The organism is Vreelandella sp. 2A-K22 (assembly GCF_054065485.1).
The window spans coordinates 59,940-83,525 of the sequence record NZ_JBSUGC010000010.1 but is presented as its reverse complement, the minus strand read 5'-3'; the positions used below and the strand labels follow the sequence as shown (position 1 = coordinate 83,525).

Below are 23,586 nucleotides of genomic sequence, written 5' to 3'. Positions count from 1 at the left end.
TATGCCAGCCATTCTCTCTACCGCCACTATTAGCATCATCAGCACAGGCGCCATTAATGCCTTGACCGATAGCCGTTTGGTTATCGAGGCTATCGTCGAGAACCTTGGGGCCAAGCGTCAGGTGTTTGCTCGGCTCGAAGCCCTATACGAGGAAAGCTTCCATGCATGATTCCCAACTGACCCCGCAGCAACTGGCGGAAGCCTGCGCCGCGGCAATGTTTTCCCGCGACCATGCCAGCCAAGGGCTGGGGATGCGCATTACTCGCGTGGCTCCCGGCTTCGCCGAACTGACCATGACCGTGCGTCAGGACATGGTGCAGGGGCACGGCAACTGCCATGGCGGATTTCTGTTTGCCCTGGCTGACTCAGCCTTCGCGTTTGCCTGCAACAGCTACGACGAAGCCACAGTAGCTTCCGGTTGCAGTATCGACTATCTCGGCCCCGGCCAGCTGGGCGACGAGATCACCGCCACCGCCGAAGAGCGCAGCCGCCGCGGGCGTACCGGCATTTACGACATTACGTTGCGCAATCAGCACGGCGATACCGTTGCCTTGTTCCGCGGGCGTTCCTACAAAATTCGCGGCAGCGTACGCCGCCTGGAAGACACCGCCGCTGGAGATAACCAATGAAAGAGGCGCTGATCATTGAGCGCTTATAAGCCCATTACTAAAGCCATTTCATCGCCCATGGCGCATTTAGAAATTAGTCCAATAACAACTAGCTTGATCGGAGCCCCCTGATGAATCAGCCCGCAACGCGTATCAACACCGCGACTCTCGATCCCCTGGAAACCGCCAGCGTCGACGAGCTGCGCGACACTCAGGTCAAGCGCCTGAAGTGGAGCCTGAAGCACGCCTACGACAATGTGCCCTTCTACCGCCAGTCTTTCGCCAAGGCTGGGGTGCATCCCGACGATATCCAGACACTGGCGGATCTCGCCAAACTGCCTTTTACCACCAAGGCCGATTTGCGCGACAACTACCCGTTCGGCATGTTGGCCACGCCGATGAGCGAGATCGTTCGCATCCATGCCTCCAGCGGTACCACCGGGCAACCGACGGTGGTGGGCTACACCCAGAGCGATATTGATGTGTGGTCTGATGTGATGGCGCGCTCGATCCGCGCCGCTGGCGGCAGCCGCAACGACAAGGTGCATGTGGCCTACGGTTACGGCCTGTTCACCGGTGGGCTGGGCGCGCATTACGGCGCCGAGCGCCTGGGTTGCGCGGTGATCCCCATGTCGGGTGGCCAGACCGAGAAACAGGTTCAATTGATCCGTGATTTCGAGCCGGACATCATCATGGTCACCCCCTCGTATATGCTCAACATCGCGGACGAGATGGATCGCCAGGGCATCGACCCGCGCACGCTGCCCCTTCGCACCGGCATTTTCGGTGCCGAACCCTGGACCGACAGCATGCGCACGGCCTTAGAGCAGCGCCTGGGCATCGACGCCCTCGATATTTACGGTCTCTCTGAGGTAATGGGCCCGGGCGTAGGCATGGAGTGCCTGGAGACCAAAGATGGCCCGACCATCTGGGAAGATCATTTCTACCCCGAGATCATCGACCCGGTCAGCGGTGAAGTGCTACCCGACGGTGAATACGGCGAGCTGGTGTTCACCACCTTGACCAAAGAAGGCCTACCGGTGATTCGCTACCGCACCCGTGACCTGACCCGCCTACTACCGGGCACCGCGCGCCCCATGCGACGCATCGACAAAATCACTGGCCGCAGCGACGAGATGCTGATCATTCGCGGGGTGAATGTGTTCCCCACCCAGATCGAAGAACAACTGCTCAAGATCGCGTCGCTTTCTCCCCACTACGAGATCGAAGTCAGCCGCCAAGGCAATATGGACATGGTGCTTGTTCGTGTAGAGGCGAATCATCATGACATCGCCCGCGACCCCGTAGCTTGTGAAGAAGCCGCGCTACAGCTCCAGCATGCCATCAAGACGCACATTGGTATCAGCACCCAGGTCGAGGTGTGCCCGGTAGAAAGTGTTATGCGCTCGATGGGTAAGGCTAGGCGGGTAAAAGATCTTCGCTGATTCAGCCTCTCTAGCGCCTAGCCGCCGTTTAGCGCCACCCCCCTCTTGTCAGGCAAAGCCCTTTAAAAAACTCCTTTAAGGGGCTTTTATGCGCCTAAACAGTCAACTTTAGCTAGAAAAATCGGCACATCAAGAATCATTTATAATTAGCGATTTTTCCTTTATAAACCAATAGCCTTGGATTCATACGTTATCATAAAGTCTTAAAGTGACACACAAAAATACTTATTGATAAAATATTTCGTGTCACTATACTTTAGGAAAGATAAGCCACACTCCCTGATATGCCGACGCCGCGGAGGTCTCTATGTACGCGCAGCTCGTTGAAACCGGTTCTAACAAACTCAAAACGCTTGATGAGATGAGCCCTGAGGAACGCCAGTTCCAGGAGCGCATCAATGATGAAATTAAAATAGAACCCAAGAACTGGATGCCGGACGCCTACCGCAAGACCTTGATCCGCCAGATCTCGCAACACGCCCACTCAGAAATCGTCGGCATGCTGCCGGAAGGCAACTGGCTGACACGGGCACCAACCCTCAAGCGCAAGCTGCAGCTAATGGCCAAAATTCAGGATGAGGCAGGTCACGGCCTGTACCTCTATAGCTCTATGGAAACCCTGGGTGCCGACCGTGACGAAGAGATCGACAAACTCCACGATGGCCGCGCCAAGTACTCCAGCATCTTCAATTACCCGACGCTCAACTGGGCGGATATGGGCACGATCGGCTGGCTGGTCGATGGCGCTGCCATCGTCAATCAGGTACCGCTACAGCGCACCTCTTACGGGCCCTATGCACGCGCCATGATTCGCGTATGTAAGGAAGAGAGCTTCCACCAGCGCCAGGGGTATCAGATTCTGTTGACCATGATGCAAGAGGGTACCGACGACCAGAAAGCCATGGTGCAGGACTCCATTAACCGCTTCTGGTGGCCCTCGCTAATGATGTTCGGCCCGTCCGACGAAAATTCTCCCAACAGCGCTCAGTCGATGGCCTGGAAGATCAAGCGCCACAGCAACGATGAGCTGCGCCAGCGCTTCCTCGACCAAACCGTACCGCAGCTAGAGCTGCTGGGCTGCACCGCCCCTGATCCGGATCTCAAATATAACCAAGAGACCGGCCACTACGAGTTCGGTGAAATCGATTGGCAGGAATTTTTCGACGTAGTGAAGGGTAACGGCCCCTGCAACCGCGAGCGCATCGAAGCACGCCGCAGCGCCATCGATAACGGCGCCTGGGTACGTGAAGCCGCCGTGGCCCACGCCGCCAAGCGTCAACACCGAGCAGCCTGATTCTTAAAACAATCGAGAGCCCTGCAGCGCGGGGCTCCTTTGACCACAGAGGCTTTCCTCATGGCTGACTGGCCCCTCTTCGAAGTTTTTATACGCAGCAAACACGGCCTTAATCACAAGCACGTCGGCAGTGTGCACGCAGCCGATCGCCGCATGGCAATCGAAAACGCCCGTGAGCTGTACACCCGTCGCAATGAAGGGGTGAGCATCTGGGTGGTTCCGGCCAGCGAAATCACCGCCTCGTCTCCCGATGAGAAAGAGCCGCTGTTCGACCCGTCTAACGATAAGGTCTATCGCCACGCATCCTTCTACAAACTGCCGAAAGAAGTCGGCCACATGTAAGGGAGGTAGCGATGCAAAACATATCTCATCGAAGCTCGGCTCAGAAAAACACAGCTCAAAAAACACAAACCCCGTTGATTGATTACCTACTGCGCCTTGGCGACAACGCCTTAGTACTCGGCCAGCGCCACGCACAACTGTGCGGCAAGGCACCAGCGCTGGAAGAGGAACTGGCCTTAATGAACGTGGGTCTTGATCTGTTCGGACAGGCACGCAACTGGCTTGGCTATGCTGCTGAGCTGATGACTGCTTACCTGGAAGGCCAGGGCCATGATGCCGACTATTTAGCCTTTCGCCGCGATGCCCAGGATTTTCGCAACCTGTTGCTCGTTGAACAGCCCAACGGTGACTTCGCCGACATCATGGGGCGCCAGTTCCTGTTCGATGCATGGCACGTCCACCTGCTTGACGGGCTGTCTCACTCCAGCGACCCACGCATTGCTGAAGTGGCCGCCAAGTCGCTTAAGGAAGCAACGTACCACCTACGTCGCTCCTCTGAATGGGTTATTCGCCTGGGTGATGGCACAGAGGAGAGCCACACCCGTATGCAGCGCGCGCTCAACAACCTCTGGCAGTTTACCGGTGAGCTATTACAGGTCGACGAGATTGATCAGGCCATGATAGAGGCCGGCATCGCGCCTGACCCGGAAACCATTGCCGCCCACTGGAAAGCCACCGTGGAAGAGGTGCTTGAAGAAGCCACGCTGGAGCGGCCTTCTTACGACGCCTGGATGTATACCGGCGGTAAAGTCGGCCATCACACCGAGCACCTGGGCTTTTTATTGGCGGAAATGCAATACCTGCCGAGGGCATATCCCGATGCGACTGTCTGGTAACTATCCATCTGCGCTTAGCGATAATTGGCCCTCCAGCGACTTGATCGGCAGCGACCGCAGCGGACTGCCGCCAGCCGGTGACGAAGGCGATATCAACGCCGTGCTGGCTGTACTACAGGAAGTGCCCGACCCGGAAGTGCCTGTGGTCAGTGTGGTTGAGCTGGGCATTGTGCGCGATATCGCTTGGCTTGATGGACGGCTGGTGGTCAATGTGACCCCAACATACTCCGGCTGCCCGGCCACAGAAGTTATCGAACAGCATATCCATGAAGCGCTGGTGGCCGCTGGCTACTCAGACCCGCTAATTCAGCGCCGCCTGTCCCCCGCCTGGACCACCGATTGGTTAACCGAAGCCGGGCGCGAAAAATTGCGCGCCTACGGCATCGCACCACCGGTAGAAAGTGCTAGCAAACGTAGCCTAACCGGCCAGTCTGACCCGGTAGTGCCCTGCCCTTTATGTGGCAGCAACGCGACCGAACGCGTCAGCGAATTCGGCTCTACGGCTTGCAAGGCGCTCTACCGCTGTCGCGATTGCCTGGAGCCTTTCGATTATTTCAAGTGTCTGTAAAACGACGAGACCATTTCCCATGAGCCGATTTCACGCCCTGACCGTCAAGGATGTTCGCAAGGAAACCCATGATGCCGTTTCCATTGCTTTCGACGTTCCCGATGACCTGCTGGACGCCTTTCGCTTTACCCAAGGGCAGTACCTGACTCTACGTCGCGACATCGAAGGTGAGGATGTCCGTCGTTCCTACTCGATTTGCACCGGTGTCCACGAACATGAGCTAAGAGTCGCCGTCAAGCTGGTGCCGGGCGGCAGTTTTTCCACCTTTGCCAACCAGCACTTGCAGCCCGGTGACCGCATGGAAGTAATGCCGCCCCAGGGCAAGTTCTTCGTGCCGCTCGACCCCAGCCGTGAAGGGCACTATTTGGCGGTGACCGCTGGCAGTGGTGTCACGCCCATTATGTCGATTGTTTCCACCACCCTGGAGAGCGAGCCAAAGAGCCGCTTTACCTTAATCTATGGCAATCGTTCCACCACGGGCACGCTGTTTCGCGAACGCCTTCAGGATCTCAAGGATCGCTACCTGGAACGCCTCAACATCATTTACGTGTTCAGCCGCGAACAACAGGAAATCGATCTTTACAACGGCCGGATCGACGCCGACAAATGCAACGCCCTATTTGACCGTTGGGTAGACGTATCCAAGCTCGACGCCGCGTTTATCTGTGGCCCGCACGAAATGACCGAGATCGTGCGTGGTGTTCTGACCCAACATGGAATGCCGAAGGAAAAAGTGCACTTCGAGCTGTTCACTACTGGGCTACCGACGGCAGGCACCAAGCGCCGCCAGGCGACGAAAGCGGCTCAGCTGAAAGCTGAAACCTCGCACATTAAAGTGATCATCGACGGCCGCACCATTGAATACGACCTGCCCCGCAATACCCAGAGCATCCTGGACGCGGGTAACGAGCACGGGGCCGATATACCTTTCTCATGCAAGGCTGGCGTGTGCTCCACCTGCAAGTCCAAAGTCATCGAAGGCGAGGTGGAAATGGACGCCAATTACGCCCTGGAAGATTACGAAATCGATGCCGGCTACGTGCTGTCCTGCCAGTGCTATCCGATCAGCGACAGGGTGGTGCTTGACTATGACGAGGTATAAACCCTAACCCACCTACTTCCAAGCCGGCGAACGCGTCGGCTTAGTCTATGTTTTGCGGGAGAGTACGCAATGTCAGTTTTACAGAGTTACATCGCAGGCCAGTGGTTCGGAAAGACCGAATCCAAAGCGCTTATTAGCGCCATTAACGGCACAACCGTTGCGCATACCCACCAAGAAGAGATCAACTTCCGTGAAGCGGTGGCGTATGCCCGCAACACCGGTGTGAAAAATATGCTGGCACTGGATTTCCAGCAACGGGCCGCCATCCTTAAAGCGCTGGCCGCCTATATCCAAGAGCGTAAGCGTGAGCTCTATGCCATCTCTCACCACACTGGCTGCACCAAGGCCGACTCCTGGATCGACATCGACGGCGGTTTCGGCACCCTATTTACCTACGCCTCCACGGGCCGCAAAGAACTGCCCTCCGGCAATGTGGCCCATGAAGGCCCGGTGACCCAACTAGGTAAGGATAACCACTTCAATGGCACCCATATTCTGGTGCCCCGCCGCGGCGTCTCTGTGCACATCAATGCGTTTAACTTTCCCATATGGGGCATGCTGGAGAAGTTCGCGCCTGCCTTTTTGGCAGGCATGCCGTGTATCTTCAAACCGGCAACCGCCACTAGCTACCTGACCGAAGCAGCCGTGCGTGTCATCAACGACTCAGGCCTTCTGCCGGAAGGGGCGCTGCAACTGGTTATCGGCGGGGCCGGTGATTTACTGGATCACCTGGAAGAGCAGGACTTTGTCACCTTTACCGGTTCGGCAAACACCGCTCTCAAATTAAAAAGCCACCCTAACATCATGGCGAAGAGCATCCCGTTCAACGCCGAGGCGGACTCGCTCAACAGCGCCATCATGGCCCCGGATGTTAGCCCGGAAGACGAAGAGTTCGAAATCTTTGCCAAAGAAGTGGTCAAGGAGATGACCGCCAAGGCAGGTCAGAAATGTACCGCGATCCGCCGAATTTTAGTGCCTGCCGAGCATCTGGATGCATTGGCGAACACACTTAAGTCGCGGCTTGCCAACATTGTGGTCGGTGATCCTCATGAAGAAGGCGTACGCATGGGCGCGCTCTCTTCCCGTGACCAATTGAGAGACGTTAACCACGCAATTGAACAACTGCTAGAGACCAGTGAGTGCGTCTTCGGCAGAGACGGCAGCTTTAAGCCTTTCGGCCAGGGTGTTGAAAACGGCGCCTTCATTACTCCCCACTTGCTGATCAATCGTAACCCGTTGAACGACGGCGGCGCTCACGACATTGAAGCCTTTGGCCCCGTCGCGACGCTAATGCCCTACAGCGGCATCGACGAAGCCCTGACCATCGCCGCCAAGGGCAAGGGCAGCTTAGTGACCACGCTGACCACGAAAGCCCCTGCCATTGCGGCTGAAATGATCCCCATTCTGGCCGCCCAGCACGGCCGCCTGCAGATTCTGGATGCTCAGGCGTCAAAGGAATCCACTGGCCACGGCTCTCCGCTACCGATGCTCAAGCATGGCGGGCCCGGCCGCGCAGGCGGTGGCGAGGAACTCGGCGGCATTCGTGCGGTTCACCACTATCTACAGCGCACCGCCATCCAGGGCTCTCCGAGCATGCTCGCGGCAGTCACAAAGGAATATGTGCGTGGCGCCAAGGTGATCGAGACTGACGTCCACCCGTTCCGCCGCTATTTCGACGACCTGCAGGTTGGGGAGTCACTGTTAACCCACCGCCGCACCGTCACTGAAGCCGACATCGTCAATTTTGGCTGCCTTTCCGGCGACCACTTCTATATGCACTTCGACGACATTGCCGCCAAAGAGACCCAGTTCGGCCAGCGCATTGCCCACGGCTACTTTGTGCTGTCTGCCGCTGCGGGTCTATTCGTTTACCCAGGCGAAGGCCCCGTACTGGCTAACTACGGCCTGGATACACTGCGCTTTATTACACCTGTGTTGGTCGGCGACACTATCCGCGCCCGCCTAACCTGCAAGCGCAAGATTGATCAGGGCCGAACTTCTCCCGATGGGCACCCACAAGGCGTGGTGATGTGGGACGTAGCGGTGACCAATCAACATGATGAACTGGTCGCCAGCTACGACATTTTAACGCTGGTCGCGAAGCGGCAGTAACGTCCCAGCCGATACAACCAGACAAAAATGTAATACAAAAAAACGGATGACAGGGCACTTAACCCTGTCATCCGTTTGTTTAGCAAGGACGTTAATAGAACCGTATTAATAGTGTAGTTTTAATACAGTAACTGCGGCAGGAAAAGAACGATCGCTGGGAATATAAGCACCAGTAGTGCGCGTATGGTACCGGCGACCCAGAAAGGGGTGACGCCGCGGAAGATAGTGCCTGTCGATACGTCCGGTAATACGGCACGCAGTACGAACACGTTCATACCGACAGGAGGCGTTATCAAACTGATCTCAATGACGATAACCACCAGAATACCGAACCACACCAAATCATAGCCAAGCCCCGCCACGACCGGGAAGAAGACTGGCACGGTCAGCAGCATCATGGACATGCTTTCGAATACACAGCCTAGCAGTACGTAAATGGCCAAGATGACGAGAATAACCACGAAGGGGGCCACGTTCAGCCCGGTGACCAACGCCAGGAGGTCATTGGGAAGCCCCGCGCGGTTAATGAAATTAGCAAAGATTAGCGCCGTCAACACCACCGCAAACAGCATCGCTGTTGTTCGCACAGTGTCCATCAGGACATTCATGAGTATAGTCGGCGTCAAAGCACGCTTGAGCAGCGCAATCACAAAGGCGCCCATTGCGCCAATACCCGCCGCTTCGGTTGGGGTGAATATACCCAAATAGATGCCGCCGATAACCAATACGAACAGCGCCAGGGTACTCCCCACATTTTTTAGGGCCGCAAGGCGCTCGTTCCAGGGTGCTTTTTCGGCCGCTGGCCCAGCGCTGGGATCACGCCACAGAACCCACTTAACCGCGCCGAGATACATCACAATGCCCAGCATGCCGGGAATAAAGCCCGCTGCAAACAGTTCACGGATACTGGTCTCAGTAATGATGCCGTAGATCACCAGCATCACGCTGGGAGGAATCAGTATCCCAAGGGTTCCGCCCGCTGCAATGGAGGCTGCCGCCAGCGAGTCCTTGTAGCCGTACTTGCGCATCTGGGGCATGGCAACACGCCCCATAGTGGCGCAGGTCGCAAGACTCGACCCACAAATAGCACTAAAACCACCACAAGCCACGATGGTGGCCATCGCCTGACCGCCCTTACGGTGTCCAAGAAAACCATTGGAGGCCCGGAATAGCGCATCAGAGAGCCCAGCATGGGACACCAAATTACCCATCAAGATAAACAGTGGTATCACCGATAGACCGTAGTCCCTAGCGGTGTCGACCACCCGGCGCGACGCCATGGCTTCAGCCGCGTTCCAGTTACCGGTCAGGTAGTAGAAGCCCACAAAACCCACGATCCCCATGGCAAAAGCCAGAGGCATGCGCAGGAATACCAATATCAACAACGCTGCAAACCCATAAAGTGCTTCAATCATGCTTATCTCCCTGGCTGACTGGGCCACCGCACTTAATCACACCCACGCCTTCTAGGAGGTAGCTCACCGCTCGACCGAGGGTGAGTAGAGCGGAAAGAAACAGCATGATGGCAATCAGGTAAATAAGGTAACCATCGGGAATGCGTAGAAACTCAGTGACATCGCCCCACTCGAAAGCACGCACGCCCAGTGCCCAAACCCGTGTAGCGATCACCCATAAAGCCACGGCGATAATTAAGTTGACGATCATCTGGCGCAGCCATATCCAGCGCACAGGGAATATGGCATCCAAGAGATCCACGCTAACGTGCTCTTCACGCCAGCATGCTACTGGCAGTGACAAGAACACCACAGCAGCCAGCATCTGCTGGGTCAACTCGACGGTTCCAAGGATAGGTAAATTAAAGAAATAACGGCCTACTACATCAGCAGTCGTCAGCAGCATCAAGGCAAAGAGGGTGGCACCCGCCACCCCCTCCAGCGCCAGCTGCATGACCCTACCGACATTTGACCAGCGAGACGTCAGGATCTGCATAGTCGCCCTCCACTTGGCGAAGGGTAATTATGATTGTGGCACTAAGGATGCCACGCTCTCTTGTGTAGCAGCTTCTTCAAGCTGTTGGTGGAAGTAATCGAGCGCAGCCTGCGCATCGACACCCCGTTCACTTACGTTCTCGGACCAGGTGTCAACCAGGTCATTACTGATACCGCGCAGCGTCTCTAGATCTTCGTCGCCAAGGGCTGTAAAGGTATGACCCTGCTCTTCGGCGAACTCGACGCCCCGCTCATCGGATACATCCATCATGTAGCCAAACAGTCGCGATAACCGCTCACCCGAGACGTCTTCCACAGCGGCACGATCTTCTGCAGACATCTCATCCCAGATACTCGGATTCACTACAATGGTGAAGCTGCCTCGATAAAAGCCCCCATCCACCGTCAAGGTATAGGGAAATACCTCGGCTACCCGAAAGCTTCTAAGGCCTTCCGGCACCAGCATAGCGCCATCAATAACGCCCTGAGAGCCAGCTTCATAGACCCCGGTTGGCGGTAGAGCCACGCCGGTCAGGTTCAGGGCATTAGAGAGATCTCCCATGACCCCGCCGCCGACGCGAATGCGCTCGTTCTCTAAATCAGCAAGAGTTTGGTACTGCTCACGACTAAAGATCCAACCCGGGCCATGTACCCCCGCAGCCACCACATCAACGCCGCGATGTTCATCAGCTTGGGCTAAATGCTCCTGATGCGTATGCCAATAAGCAGCAGAGGCGTTCTCCGAGGAGAAGTCTTCAAAGGTAGGAAATTCGGGTAACTGAGTGGCCAGAAAACGCCCTGCGTTATAGCCATGGAATACCCAAGTAGCATCAGCAATGCCGTCGGCGACCATCTCCATCTGGGAGGCGGGAGGTCCGAGGTCGTGCACAACGTCAACGGTCACGCGCCCGTCAGTGGCTTCTTCAATCCACGCTTTCCACGTTGGCCATACCATGGTGTTGATGCCGTGATTGGGACCAGCCCAGGTACTCACGGTGATTGTCGTTTGTGCAAAGGCGGAGGTGCTCAGCGTTGCGGCGGCAATAGCGCCGATCATCAGGTTTGTTGTTTTATTCACTTCTCTTTCCTCTGGTCGTCACGAACTGGGTAAAGCGCTCATCGTTTTTGTTGAATGATGTTGATAAGCCATGCGTGCGGTGGGTGAGATTGCTAGTTAATCACTCATTGCGCCTAACGTGATACTTTATTATTAAAATATAGAAATTATACGAATCACGTTATTTATCACAATGCCTTTAGATACGTGGATCATGCAACGATCCATCAACTAATAGATTCTAATACTTAAGTATTAATTTACATTATTAACTTAAACTACAACCACTTACACCAAAAGCATTGTTTCTTCGAGTGACTATCAATGGCTATATGGGGCTATTTTTCGCCCATTCTTTTGTTACACAAATCTTATCTATCAATACACTAACGACACACCACCGGCAAAAATGCGATTTGTCACCTGGGCTCGACTTCCCAGCATCAAGCCTCTAGCCAATTCTCTCCAGTTGCCGTTCAAGCTTGCGCATTGTATTAAGCAGATCACGATATTCACCAACGCTCAGGGTCGACACCAGGCCGGCCTCCCACGCCTGGGCTTCGGGCACTAACTTATTGAGTAGCGCTTGTCCGGCGTCCGTCAGTTGCAAGTCATGTAGTCGCTGATCCTGCTGTGAGGGCGTGCGGCTTATCAGTCCACGGTCTTCCAGTGACTGAATAGCGCGAGACACGCGAGCCTTATCCATATTGGTGTAAGCGCAGACCTTCTTAGCGGTTAAATCATCACAGTGGCTAAGCCAGGCAAGCACACGCCACTGGGCAATATTGAGTTCATAAGACTCGGCATAAAGCTTCTCTAACGCCTGGCTGATTCGGTCAGCTAAACGGTTAAGCTGATAGGGTAAAAATTGGTTGAGATCCAGCTCTACCCTGGCTGAAGATTCCAGTGACACATCGCCGTCTGCTTTATCCATCGTCATTTTGTTTCTCCTAAAGCCACCGTTTATCAGAAGTGGTGATGACCAAAATCCGCACGATAGCTGGGAATGTAGGCTCCAGCAATGCACCTATCATAAGGTGGAACAGTGCCGACAGACACTCTCCCTTGCAACTAATTTCACGATTTTATTTATTATACTTAAGTATTAATTTGCAATAATCACCTGATTTATTAAGAATTATCGTCAATACGATGCAAAAGACAGGGTGATTCGTCCATGAAACATTGGACATTTAGTTTCATTAGAAACTATCCTTCAAGCACACAACAATTCAATGAATACCTGAATCACCCTGATAGCACCGGAGATATCATGAGCAAGAAATTCGCGTCCCATGCCGATACCGAAGAGAAGAAGATCAGCTTCACCAAGCTGGCAGAAGGGCTCTATGCTTACACTGCTGAAGGTGACCCCAATACGGGCATCGTGATTGGCGATGACAGCGTGATGGTTATCGACACCCAGGCAACGCCCGTCATGGCTCAGGATGTCATCCGCCGTATCCGCGAAGTGACTGACCTACCGATTAAGCATGTGGTAATGACCCATTACCATGCCGTGCGTGTTCTCGGCGCTTCCGCGTACGATGCAGAGAATATCTACGCTAGCCAGAACACTTATGACCTGATCAACGAGCGTGGTCAGCAAGACTATGAGTCAGAAGTCGGTCGTTTCCCTCGCCTGTTCAAGGGTGTGGACTCTGTGCCTGGCTTAACCTGGCCAAACATAGTTTTTCAAGAGAAGCTGACGGTTTACATGGGTGAGCGTGAGGTACAGATCATCCACCTTGGCCGCGGACATACCAAGGGCGATACCGTCGTCTGGCTGCCGAAGGAAAAAGTAATGTTTTCCGGTGACCTCGTTGAGTATGGCGCCACCCCTTACACCGGTGACGCTTACCACGAGGACTGGCCTGCCACGCTTGATCGCCTGCAATCCATGCAGCCCCAAAAGCTGGTGCCCGGCCGCGGTGATGCACTGCAAACTGCCGAACAGTGCCAGGAAGCCATTCAGGGCACTCGCGACTTCCTAAATGATATGTATGGAAGTGTTAAAGCGGGCAAGGCGGCGGGCAAGTCTCTCTCCGAGTGTTACGCCGAGACCTACGCGGTACTTAAGCTGAAGTATGGTCACTGGGTCATCTTCGATCACTGTGTGCCTTTCGATATCACTCGCTGCTACGACGAAGCAGGCGGCGAGTACCCGGATCCCCGCATCTGGACGGCAGAACGCGATACCGCTATGTGGCACTCGCTACAGGACGCCGTCGAAAATCAGTAAGTGCCACCAGTGACACCCACTGATCATGCCCAGCAGTCGGGTGTCACGCACCCGACGCTGAACGGAAGCAAATAGATGCCAACAACCTATAAAAATCCTGTCTATCCTTATCGGCGCCCGCCTGAACTCGATATTCAAGAAGTTCGCCACTATCCGGTAGTGATTGTCGGAGCGGGACCTAGCGGCCTCGCCGCCGCCATCGACTTGGCTCACCAAGGCGTTAATTCGATTCTTCTGGACGATAACAACACCGTTAGCGTGGGGTCGCGGGCCCTGTGTTTTGCTAAACGTTCGCTGGAAATTGTAGACCGCCTGGGTTGCGTCGAGCCGATGCTTGCAAAAGGCGTCACCTGGCAGCACGGTCGCGTCTTCTTCCAGGATCGCGAGGTCTATGACTTCAACCTGCTGCCAGAAGACGGCCACCGTATGTCCGCCTTTATTAACTTACAGCAGTATTACTTTGAAGAGTTTCTGGTCAACCGCACTCACGACTTTCCAGAGCAAATTGACCTTCGTTGGAAACATAAGGTCATTGATGTCGATGCTCAGCCTGAGTGCTCCGCCATCAAGGTCTCTACCCAAGACGGTGATTACCAGCTGACTTGTGACTACCTCCTCGTCTCGGATGGAGCTAACAGCCGAATCCGAGACATACTGGGCCTTGAGTGCAAAGGCCAAGTATTTCAGGACAGATTCCTGATTGCTGATGTGGTGATGAAGGCCGACTTCCCTACAGAACGCTGGTTTTGGTTTGACCCGCCCTTTCATCCCAATCAGTCAGTCCTGCTGCACAAAGAACCGGACAATGTGTGGCGTATCGACTTTCAATTAGGATGTGATGCTGACCCGGAAGAAGAAAAGAAAGAAGAGAACATTCGCCCACGAGTTCAGGCAATGCTTGGCCAAGACGTGGAGTTCGAGCTTGAGTGGGCCAGTGTCTACACCTTCCGCTGCCGTAAGATGGATAATTTCATTCACCATAGCGTGATATTCATAGGTGACGCGGCTCATCAGGTATCCCCCTTTGGCGCCAGGGGCGCCAATGGTGCCCTACAGGGTGTGGATAATTTAGTGTGGAAACTAGCCCGCGTTCTCAAACAGCAGGCGCCAAAAACGCTTTTGTCCACCTACAACACTGAGCGCCAGCATGGCGCGGCAGAGAACATCCTTAACTCGACCCGCGCCACTGATTTTATTACCCCGAAGAGCCATATCAGCCAAGTGTTCCGAGATGTGACGCTGGAGCTGGCTGAGAAACATGCCTTCGCACGTAGCCTGGTCAACAGCGGTCGCCTTTCCATGCCCTGCCGCTATGACACCTCACCGCTCAATACACCCGATGTTAATGGTGGCCCGAGAGAACTGCGCCCCGGCAGCCCGGCCAAGGACGCTCCCATTCGATTGAGAGAAGAGAACACCTGGCTACTCAATCAATTTGGCGATGGCTTTGTGTTGTTACTCGACGGCCGCTTTGAGGATGGACACACCGACACGCTTGCCGCGCCGTTGAAAGAGCTGTTAGGCCGTCGCACTGATTTAAGCCTGGTGGTCGTTGGCCCAGCACCGGATGAGCTTAGTGCTTTGCCGCGCACGACCGTCGTGGACGATGCAAAGGGGCTAGTGGCGCAACGATACGGCCTGAAATCAGGTGGCGGGTACCTTATTCGCCCTGATCAGCATATTGCTGCTCGCTGGCACTCCATCACTGCCCGCAAGGTTGACGACGCATTAGACCGCGCGCTGGGCGTTTATCTTGCGGGTGCCGCTGACACTACCTTCCAGGAAAGCTGCCATGCCAAGGCTTGAGCTGAATTCGAACTTCACTGATCCAGACGCCTTTTACGCTGCGCTCACGGCGCTACATCGCGACCGCAGCGAAACAGAGAGCGAGCGCATCAATGCACGCCTGATTCTCTTACTTGCTAATCACATCGGCGATCAAACCGTGCTTGAAGAAGCGATTTCCCATGCGGTTGGTGATGGCGATCAATAGCCGCGCCCCTTGGTTTATCAACATACAGTTTTATCAAAATATAGCTTTATCAAAATATAGCTTTATCAAAATAACGTTCCAATAAAGCAGGTCTTAACAATGAATGAACAATTGAAATATCAAAATGGATTTCATAATCACTTTTCAACCGAAGCGCTGCCGGGTGCACTGCCGATTGGGCAAAACTCACCTCAACGCTGTGCTTATGGCTTGTACGCTGAACAACTAACCGGTTCCGCATTCACAGCGCCACGTCATCAAAACTTTCGCAGTTGGCTTTACCGCATTCGCCCTTCTGTCGTTCAGAGCGCTTACCAGCCACTAGAAAATAACAACGTACACACGGCCCCGTTAGACAAGCCAGCGGCGGATCCTAACCAGATGCGCTGGGATCCCGTTTCTCTACCGAGTGAGCCGACTGATTTTATCGACGGCTTATTTACCATTGCCGTCAACGGCGATGCGGGTACCCAGGCTGGCGTAGGCGTGCATGTCTACACCTTTAATGAAGACATGACCGAGCGGTTTTTCTACAACGCTGACGGAGAGCTGCTGTTTGTTCCGCAACTGGGCGCCATTCGTCTACGTACCGAGTTTGGTGACATCGAGATCGATAATGGTGAAATTGCCGTTATTCCACGCGGTGTAAAATTCCAAGTACGCAGAGCTCAGGGCGTTGATGCTGTGCGGGGATATATTTGCGAGAACTACGGTAGTCCCTTAGAGCTACCAGGCCTCGGCCCCATCGGGTCTAACGGTTTAGCCAACCCACGTGACTTCCAAAGTCCTGTGGCCGCCTACGAAGACCTGGAGGGCGACTACCGCTTAGTGGCTAAGTTCTCTGGTCGTTTCTGGGAGACAAAACTAAACCACTCGCCGTTAGATGTGGTGGCGTGGCACGGCAACTGCGCGCCTTATAAATATAATCTGGCTAATTTTAATACCATCAATACGGTTAGCTTCGATCATCCGGATCCGTCAATCTTCACCGTCTTGTCGTCCCCCTCCGATACGCCGGGAATGGCGAATCTTGATTTTGTCATTTTCCCACCGCGCTGGATGGTTGCCGAGAACACCTTTAGGCCACCCTGGTTCCATCGCAATCTAATGAGCGAGTTTATGGGGCTTATTCATGGCGAGTACGATGCTAAAGCTGAAGGCTTCACACCTGGTGGCGCCAGCCTACATAACTCAATGTCGCCCCACGGCCCCGATGCTGAGACATTTGAAAAAGCCTCCAACGCTGAGCTTAAGCCCCACTTCATAGGCGATACACTGGCCTTCATGTTTGAGAGCCGCTACTTCTTTCACCCAACCCCTGCGGCTCTGAATGCTGATTTCCGTCAACGTGACTATGTGGATGTTTGGTCGACGCTGCGCTCCCACTTCAACCCAAGCCAGCCCTGAACCCTATACCACCCTGACGACAAGGATTGAATCACTATGAAACTGGCAACACTTAAGCAGGGCCGCGACGGAGAACTCATCATCGTCTCGCGTGACCTCTCCCGCGCTGTGAGCGCCGTTGATATTGCTCCCACACTTCAGGCTGCCCTCGAGAACTGGGAAGCGGTTAGCCCTCAGCTTGAAGAGCGCTATGCTCAGCTTAATAAAGGTGGTGCTGAAAACGCGTTTAAGCTTGATCAGAGTGCGCTGCACTCCCCTTTACCGCGTGCCTATCAGTGGGCTGACGGCTCCGCCTATCTGAACCATGTACAGCTGGTACGCCAGGCGCGCAATGCCGAGATGCCTGAAACCTTCTGGACAGACCCGCTCATGTATCAGGGCGGTAGCGACTGCTTCTTGGCACCCACCGACGATATCGAGGCGGTGAGCGAAGAGCATGGCATCGACTTTGAAGGTGAAATCGCGGTCATTACGGGTGACGTGCCGATGGCAGTATCCCCCGAGGAAGCTATTAAGCACATTAAGCTTGTGATGCTGGTCAACGACGTGAGTCTGCGTGGTCTGATTCCCGGCGAGCTCGCAAAGGGCTTCGGCTTTTTCCAAGCCAAGCCCGCCTCTTCGTTCTCGCCCATTGCGGTGACCCCCGATGAGCTGGGCGATGCCTGGCAGGACGGTAAGGTGCACCTGCCGCTTACGGTGCACTTGAATGGCGAGAAGTTTGGCGAGCCAGAAGCCGGGCCAGATATGATTTTTAACTTCCCACAGCTGGTGGCCCATGCGGCGAAGACCCGTTATCTCGGCGCAGGTGCCGTCATTGGCTCAGGCACTGTTTCCAACCCAGACCCCAATGGCGGCCCTGGAAAGCCAGTAGCTGACGGCGGCGTAGGCTATAGCTGTTTGGCCGAAGTGCGTATGGTGGAGCAGATACTGTACGGTCAGGTAAAAACTCCCTTTATGCGCTTTGGCGACCGGGTTCGTATCGAGATGTTTGACCGCGATGGCAACAACATATTTGGTACGATCGATCAGCAAGTAGTGCAGTACCAGCCCAAATAAAGGAAGGCAACATGACGACGCTTTACGGCTATTTTCGCTCGTCGGCTGCTTACCGGGTGCGTATTGCCTTAAACCTTAAGGGACTGGATTACGACCAGATCCCGGTCAATCTGGTGAAAGGCGAGCAACGAGGTGGAGAACATCTGGCGCGTAACCCTCAGGGGCTGGTGCCTAGCCTGGTGTTGGACGATAGCTCGGTGGTTAACCAGTCACTGGCGATCTGTGAGTATCTCGATGAGGTACACCCAGAGCCCGCCCTGCTGCCGGTTAACGCGTTAGAGCGGGCGCGGGTTCGTGCGCTCGCTCAGTCGGTGGCCTGCGAGATTCACCCACTCAACAACCTGAGGATACTCAAGTATCTAGTGAGAGAAATGGGAGCGGATGAAGCGGCTAAGCTAGCCTGGTACCACCACTGGATTGCCGAAGGTTTCACCGCCCTGGAAGCAACGCTCTCCAATGCCCCCAGCAGTGGAGATTTTTGCCATGGCGATACCCCTACGCTTGCGGATATATGCCTGATTCCCCAGGTGTACAACGCGGAACGTTTCGAGTGTGATTTGTCAGCCTATCCGACGATTCAGCGTATCGCTGCCAATTGTCGTTCACTGCCAGCCTTCGAAAAGGCAGCACCAGAGGTGCAGCCTGACGCCAGCTAAGTCAAGCTATACTAAGCAGGCTAACATAAGCGGGCGTCTTTCCATTCGGGAAGGCGCCCGCCTCGTGTCCGAAGGGGCATCACGTCCAACCATAAGGAGTTAAGGGGTGCTAAAGCTGCCCTCTACCGCCACCGTCGTGGCCCTGGCTGCAGTGACTGCGCTCGGCCCGCTGGCGACGGATATGTACTTGCCAGCCATGCCCGCCATGGCAGAAGCGCTGAATACTGGCCCAGACCGAATACAGCTGACCCTTAGCCTCTATATGGCTGGATTCGCTCTGGCCCAACTATTGTGCGGGCCAATCTCTGATCGCTTTGGCCGCCGCCCGGTGATGATCGCAGGGTTATCGCTGTTTCTCGCTGCGAGCCTACTGTGTGCCTGGGCGCCTAGCGTCGAGTGGTTACTGGCAGGCCGCTTTTTGCAGGCCTTCGGCGGTGCTGCTGGACCGGTATTAGCACGGGCAGCGGTACGTGATATTCATGGCCCCATCGAGGCCGGACGTATCCTCGCCTATATGGCAAGTACCATGGCGCTCGCCCCTGCTCTGGCCCCTGTGGTAGGCGCGGGGTTACTGCTGTTTTTTGGCTGGGAATCGGTGTTCGTGGTGCTGGTGCTCTACGCGGCAGTGATGCTGGCGGTGCTGATACTTATGCTGCCCGAGCCGTTGGCGAAGGAGCGGCGGCAATCGATCCACCCGAAATCCGTACTGGCTAACTTTCGCTTACTACTGACTCAGCGTGCCTTTATTGGCTACACCTTGGTGAATGCTGCCGCGTTCTCCGGGTTATTCGCGTACCTTTCTGGCTCATCTTTTGTGCTCATCGAGTACATGGGCGTCGCCCCTACCCTTTATGGCGTGCTGTTCACGCTGATTGTCGCGGGCTTCTTCGTCGGGACGCTGGTCAGCGGCCGATATAGCCACCGCTTGGGTCGTGATCGCCTCATTACCCTGGGCACCGTAATCTGCGCAACTGGGGGCCTCGTCATGGCGGGCTTGGCTGCCGTTGGCGTCCATCACCCCTGGGCGGTGGTGGGCCCCCATATAGTGTTTATGCTGGGGGTGGGCATTTTGATGCCACAAACAATGGCCGGTGCACTGGCGCCCAACCCTCAATGTGCAGGCGCGGCATCTTCCTTGTTTGGTTTTCTGCAAATGACAATTGCCGCTGTGGTAGGTGGATTAGTCGGGCAATTCCACGACGGCAGCTCGCGCACCATGGCCTTGACGATCGGGCTGATGGGGCTACTCGCCTTGCTAAGCCACTGGCTGCTGGTACGCCGCCGAAAAGAGGCTTAGTGGGTCGTTGTATAGATGCATAGCAAAAGGCCACGCATTACGTGGCCTGTTCTTACCTATATGAGTCAACTCAAGCGGCTTCCACAGCGATGGTCTTCGAGTGACCTTCGCGTAGCTCCACCAGCAACGTCTCGCGGCGCTCGTTGGCTTTCTCGGCAGCTGCTTCGCGAACTGGCCCGAAGCCACGAATCTCTTCCGGCAGCTTAGCCAGCGCCAAGGTAGTCCCATGATTAGTGCCATCAAGACGAGCCACTAACTCATCGATAAGCTGCTCGTAATCAGCCAATAAGGCGCGGTCGAGCTTGCGGTCGGCGCTGAAGCGGAAAGGATCGAGAGCCGTGTTGCGCAAACCGCGCATCTTTGCCAACGCGCCCATTGCCTTCAGCATCCAGGGGCCGAAGCGGCGCTTCACTGGACGCCCCTGAGCATCCTTACGACCACCTATAAGCGGCGGCGCCAAGTGGAAGGTTAACTGGTAATCACCAGAAAACGTTGCTTTGATCTCATCTAGAAAATCGCTCTGGGTGTAAAGTCGCGCCACTTCATACTCATCTTTATACGCCATCAAACGATAGAGCTGATGAGCAACGGCCTCACTCAGTGATTGGCCACATTTTAGCGCTGTTTCTGCTTCACGCACTTTAGTCACCTGGGTCACGTAACGTTCAGCCCAGGCTCGGTTCTGATAGCGCTCCAGGTGGCGACGATTACGCGCTACCACTTCGTCCAGTGTGGCATTCGCGGACAGTGGCATCTTATCCAGGTGCTGCTGGAGGTAATCGGGTTCCACCGCTGCCAAGCGCCCCCAGGCAAATGCTTGGCGGTTCTTTTCCACTGCGACGCCATTGAGTTCTAGAGCACGCTGCAGCGCAGGCTCAGAAAGCGGCACCAGCCCTTGCTGCCAGGCAAACCCGAGCATCATCATATTGGAGAATACGGTATCCCCTAGCAGCTGTTCAGCTAGGCGATTGGCATCTAGAGAAGCAAAGCGTTCATCTCCTACCGCTTCACGCAACATGTTAAGACGCTTGCTGGGCTGCATATCCGCATCGCGATAAAGCACATAATCCGCTGTGGCTAGCTCGGCCAGATTCGCCACAATACGCGTGGTCGGCTGCAGCACATTCAGCGCTTTCTGAGAACTCGCCACCACCATATCGCAAGCGATCATCGCATCGGCCTGCCCCGCTTCGATACGTACCTGATTAAGCTCACTGGGCTGAGATGCCAAGCGCACATAGCTCAGTACTGCCCCACCTTTTTGCGCAAACCCCATAAAGTCGAGCACGCTGGAGCCCTTGCCTTCCAGGTGTGCCGCCATGGTGATCAGTTGCCCGACGGTCACCACCCCCGTGCCACCAACGCCCCCTACCAGCAGGTCATAAGGAGCATTCAAAGGGGCGATAGCAGGACTAGGCAAATGCGCTATACGTTTCCAAAAGGCATTATCTGCCGCAACGCCCTGGCCTTTACGCAGCCCGCCACCTTCTACAGTGACAAAGCTGGGACAAAAACCACTGACGCAGGACATGTCCTTGTTACAGGAGGACTGGTCGATTTTGCGCTTGCGACCTAGCTCGGTCTCGCGAGGCACCACCGATAAACAGTTGGACTGTACGGAACAATCACCACAGCCTTCGCAAACATGGTGGTTGATAAACACCCGGCGGGCAGGGTCTTCCAACTGACCGCGCTTGCGCCGACGACGTTTCTCAGCCGCGCATGCCTGATCATAAATCAACACCGTACAGCCTGGAATTTCGCGCAGCTCACGCTGCAGCGTATCCATCTCTTCGCGGCTATGGAAGGTAACCTCTTTAGGGAATTCCTTTTCATGCCCCCGGTACTTCTCCGGTTCGTCACTGACCACCATGACTCGGCGAACGCCCTCATCCAGCGATTGCCGGGCAATCATGGGCACGTTGATTTGCCCATCTACAGGTTGGCCGCCCGTCATGGCAACCGCGTCGTTGAACAGAATTTTATAGGTAATATTAACGTTGGCAGCCACTGCCTGGCGCACGGCCATTGAGCCCGAGTGAAACCAGGTGCCTTCGCCTAAGTTCTGGAAAATATGGCCATTGCCGGTAAAGCGGCTCTTGCCCACCCAGTTAACACCTTCGCCACCCATCTGAATTAACGATTCGGTGCTGCGATCCATCCACGAAGCCATAAAATGGCATCCGATACCCGCCAGCACCTTGCTGCCTTCGGGTACCTTAGTCGAGCTATTATGCGGGCAGCCGGAGCAGAAATAGGGCATGCGGCGTACACCGCCGAGCTCCTTAACGCCGGCTTGGCAAGCATCAACGGTTGCCAGCTTGTCGCTAAAATCAATCTTGAAAAAGCGCTCCAAACGCTCTGCCACGAAGCCTGCCAAGAGACGCGGGCTCAGCTCTCCAACAAAGGGAATCAAGGGCTTGCCGGTTTCATCTTGCTTGCCGGTCACGATGACCTCGCCTGGATGATCGGGTTCCGACATGTACTCCTTCAGCTGGCTTTCGATAATGCCGCGCTTTTCTTCAATGACCAGCACCTCGCGCTTGCCATGAATAAACTCAAGGATGCCAGGGCGATGAAGCGGCCACACCATCCCGACCTTATATATCTCAATCCCTAGATCACGCAGTTTGGCTTCATCCAGCCCCAACAAACGCAGCGCTTCAAGTAAATCCAGATGGCCCTTGCCTGTGGTGACTAGCCCAAAAGTCGCCTGTTCCTGGCGAAATAGATACTGATCAATCGGATTGGCCGTGGCAAACGCCTGAACGGCAGCCAGCTTGTGCTCAAGGCGAGTCTCAAGCTGTGGCCCCGGCAGATCGGGCCAGCGGTAGTGCAGCCCGCCTTCCGGCATATCGAAATCGGGCGTTACATATTCTGGCAAGGGAGGCACGTCCACCGACGCGCCACTCTCTACGGTTTCAGAAACGGCTTTGAAACCCACCCAGCAACCCGAGAAGCGTGAAAGTGCATAGCCCCAAAGCCCAAAGCGTTCATATTCCGCCAATGATGCAGGGCTCACTACCGGCATGAACCACGCCATAAAGGCGACATCAGACTGGTGTGGCATGGAGGACGACACACACCCATGGTCATCCCCGGCGACCACCAGCACACCGCCAGTCGGCGAGCTACCGTAGGCATTACCGTGCTTTAAGGCATCGCCCGCGCGATCAACGCCAGGCCCCTTGCCGTACCACATGCCAAACACGCCATCTACTTGCTTATCGGGGTCTGTCTCGACTTGCTGGCAACCCAGCATCATGGTGGCGGCAAGGTCTTCGTTTATAGCAGGGACAAAATCGATGTGGTGCTCTTCCATGGCGGCTTTCGCCCGCCAGATCTCTTGGTCTACACCGCCTAAGGGCGAGCCTCGATAGCCGCTGATGAGTCCTGCCGTGTGGCGGCCATTGTGGCAATCAAGCTCGGCTTGGCGTAAGGCGATACGCACCAATGCCTGGGTGCCGGTGAGAAAGACACGGCCTTCTCCGCGGGTATAGCGATCGGCCAGCGCATAGTCATCGAGAAGATTGTCATCGAGTGCAATATCGAGAGGCTGGGCAATAGAACCCGCCTGCTCAGCGATCGAGGGGGTTGTCATGGGAGTTCACCAGTACGGTTG

At 55.3% G+C, this 23,586-nt stretch carries 21 protein-coding genes; 16 read left to right on the top strand and 5 right to left on the bottom strand.

Annotation, left to right across the window (positions count from 1 at the left end; translation table 11 throughout):
- The first annotated feature begins 1 nt into the window (after position 1).
- From ACW17M_RS14655 to paaZ, 9 genes are all read left to right on the top strand, one after another.
- A complete protein-coding gene (locus tag ACW17M_RS14655) occupies positions 2-169 on the top strand; it encodes a 3-hydroxyacyl-CoA dehydrogenase NAD-binding domain-containing protein (protein WP_022521452.1) in 168 nt (55 codons plus the stop codon).
- Entirely contained in the window at positions 162-629 is a 468-nt protein-coding gene (paaI, locus tag ACW17M_RS14650) for a hydroxyphenylacetyl-CoA thioesterase PaaI (RefSeq protein ID WP_457547701.1), read from the top strand. The genes ACW17M_RS14655 and paaI overlap by 8 nt, the downstream gene beginning before the upstream one ends.
- Positions 630-739: 110 nt before the next feature.
- Positions 740-2,053: a phenylacetate--CoA ligase PaaK gene (paaK, locus tag ACW17M_RS14645; protein ID WP_457547700.1), complete on the top strand. Its 1,314-nt coding sequence runs from the start codon at positions 740-742 to the stop codon at positions 2,051-2,053.
- Between the two features lie 307 nt (positions 2,054-2,360).
- Positions 2,361-3,347 carry a 1,2-phenylacetyl-CoA epoxidase subunit PaaA gene (gene paaA / locus ACW17M_RS14640; RefSeq protein ID WP_457547699.1) on the top strand — a complete coding sequence of 329 codons (987 nt, stop codon included), beginning with the start codon at positions 2,361-2,363 and terminating at the stop codon, positions 3,345-3,347.
- A gap of 60 nt (positions 3,348-3,407) precedes the next feature.
- The gene (gene paaB, locus ACW17M_RS14635; RefSeq protein WP_022521442.1) at positions 3,408-3,689 is read left to right on the top strand and encodes a 1,2-phenylacetyl-CoA epoxidase subunit PaaB; all 282 of its coding nucleotides are present in this window, start codon (positions 3,408-3,410) and stop codon (positions 3,687-3,689) included.
- An 11-nt stretch (positions 3,690-3,700) separates the two neighbouring features.
- Positions 3,701-4,525, top strand: coding sequence for a 1,2-phenylacetyl-CoA epoxidase subunit PaaC (paaC, locus tag ACW17M_RS14630; protein WP_457547698.1), 825 nt, complete (start codon positions 3,701-3,703; stop codon positions 4,523-4,525).
- The gene (gene paaD, locus ACW17M_RS14625; protein WP_051430487.1) at positions 4,509-5,093 is read left to right on the top strand and encodes a 1,2-phenylacetyl-CoA epoxidase subunit PaaD; all 585 of its coding nucleotides are present in this window, start codon (positions 4,509-4,511) and stop codon (positions 5,091-5,093) included. The genes paaC and paaD overlap by 17 nt, the downstream gene beginning before the upstream one ends.
- A 19-nt stretch (positions 5,094-5,112) precedes the next feature.
- Positions 5,113-6,195 (top strand): 1,2-phenylacetyl-CoA epoxidase subunit PaaE, encoded by a 1,083-nt coding sequence (gene paaE / locus ACW17M_RS14620; protein WP_233974947.1) that lies wholly within the window; start codon positions 5,113-5,115, stop codon positions 6,193-6,195.
- 69 nt (positions 6,196-6,264) lie between these two features.
- Positions 6,265-8,307 carry a phenylacetic acid degradation bifunctional protein PaaZ gene (paaZ, locus tag ACW17M_RS14615; protein WP_457547697.1) on the top strand — a complete coding sequence of 681 codons (2,043 nt, stop codon included), beginning with the start codon at positions 6,265-6,267 and terminating at the stop codon, positions 8,305-8,307.
- 119 nt (positions 8,308-8,426) lie between these two features.
- Here the strand turns inward: paaZ and ACW17M_RS14610 are convergent, their stop codons facing one another.
- From ACW17M_RS14610 to ACW17M_RS14595, 4 genes are all read right to left on the bottom strand, one after another.
- Complete coding sequence (locus ACW17M_RS14610) at positions 8,427-9,722, bottom strand: TRAP transporter large permease (protein ID WP_457547696.1); 1,296 nt, start codon at positions 9,720-9,722, stop codon at positions 8,427-8,429.
- On the bottom strand, positions 9,715-10,257 hold the full coding sequence (locus tag ACW17M_RS14605) for a TRAP transporter small permease (RefSeq protein ID WP_022521436.1): 543 nt from the start codon (positions 10,255-10,257) through the stop codon (positions 9,715-9,717). Before ACW17M_RS14605 ends, ACW17M_RS14610 begins: the two co-directional genes overlap by 8 nt.
- Positions 10,258-10,284: 27 nt before the next feature.
- Entirely contained in the window at positions 10,285-11,334 is a 1,050-nt protein-coding gene (locus ACW17M_RS14600) for a TRAP transporter substrate-binding protein (protein WP_233974944.1), read from the bottom strand.
- A 430-nt stretch (positions 11,335-11,764) separates the two neighbouring features.
- Positions 11,765-12,253 (bottom strand): MarR family winged helix-turn-helix transcriptional regulator, encoded by a 489-nt coding sequence (locus tag ACW17M_RS14595; protein ID WP_022521435.1) that lies wholly within the window; start codon positions 12,251-12,253, stop codon positions 11,765-11,767.
- A 333-nt stretch (positions 12,254-12,586) separates the two neighbouring features.
- Between ACW17M_RS14595 and ACW17M_RS14590 the strand changes: the two genes are divergently transcribed.
- From ACW17M_RS14590 to ACW17M_RS14560, 7 genes are all read left to right on the top strand, one after another.
- Positions 12,587-13,555, top strand: coding sequence for an MBL fold metallo-hydrolase (locus ACW17M_RS14590; RefSeq protein WP_022521434.1), 969 nt, complete (start codon positions 12,587-12,589; stop codon positions 13,553-13,555).
- 75 nt (positions 13,556-13,630) lie between these two features.
- Complete coding sequence (locus ACW17M_RS14585) at positions 13,631-15,361, top strand: FAD-dependent oxidoreductase (protein ID WP_233974943.1); 1,731 nt, start codon at positions 13,631-13,633, stop codon at positions 15,359-15,361.
- On the top strand, positions 15,348-15,548 hold the full coding sequence (locus ACW17M_RS14580; protein WP_027958349.1) for a DUF2783 domain-containing protein: 201 nt from the start codon (positions 15,348-15,350) through the stop codon (positions 15,546-15,548). Before ACW17M_RS14585 ends, ACW17M_RS14580 begins: the two co-directional genes overlap by 14 nt.
- 99 nt (positions 15,549-15,647) lie before the next feature.
- The gene (hmgA, locus tag ACW17M_RS14575; RefSeq protein WP_457547695.1) at positions 15,648-16,955 is read left to right on the top strand and encodes a homogentisate 1,2-dioxygenase; all 1,308 of its coding nucleotides are present in this window, start codon (positions 15,648-15,650) and stop codon (positions 16,953-16,955) included.
- Between the two features lie 36 nt (positions 16,956-16,991).
- Positions 16,992-18,011 carry a fumarylacetoacetate hydrolase family protein gene (locus ACW17M_RS14570; RefSeq protein WP_457547694.1) on the top strand — a complete coding sequence of 340 codons (1,020 nt, stop codon included), beginning with the start codon at positions 16,992-16,994 and terminating at the stop codon, positions 18,009-18,011.
- A gap of 11 nt (positions 18,012-18,022) precedes the next feature.
- Positions 18,023-18,667 (top strand): maleylacetoacetate isomerase, encoded by a 645-nt coding sequence (maiA, locus tag ACW17M_RS14565; RefSeq protein WP_457547693.1) that lies wholly within the window; start codon positions 18,023-18,025, stop codon positions 18,665-18,667.
- A 106-nt stretch (positions 18,668-18,773) separates the two neighbouring features.
- A complete protein-coding gene (locus ACW17M_RS14560) occupies positions 18,774-19,964 on the top strand; it encodes a multidrug effflux MFS transporter (RefSeq protein WP_457547692.1) in 1,191 nt (396 codons plus the stop codon).
- Positions 19,965-20,034: 70 nt separating this feature from the next.
- Here ACW17M_RS14560 and ACW17M_RS14555 read toward each other — a convergent pair whose 3' ends face one another.
- Positions 20,035-23,565 (bottom strand): indolepyruvate ferredoxin oxidoreductase family protein, encoded by a 3,531-nt coding sequence (locus ACW17M_RS14555; RefSeq protein WP_457547691.1) that lies wholly within the window; start codon positions 23,563-23,565, stop codon positions 20,035-20,037.
- Positions 23,566-23,586: the final 21 nt, after the last annotated feature.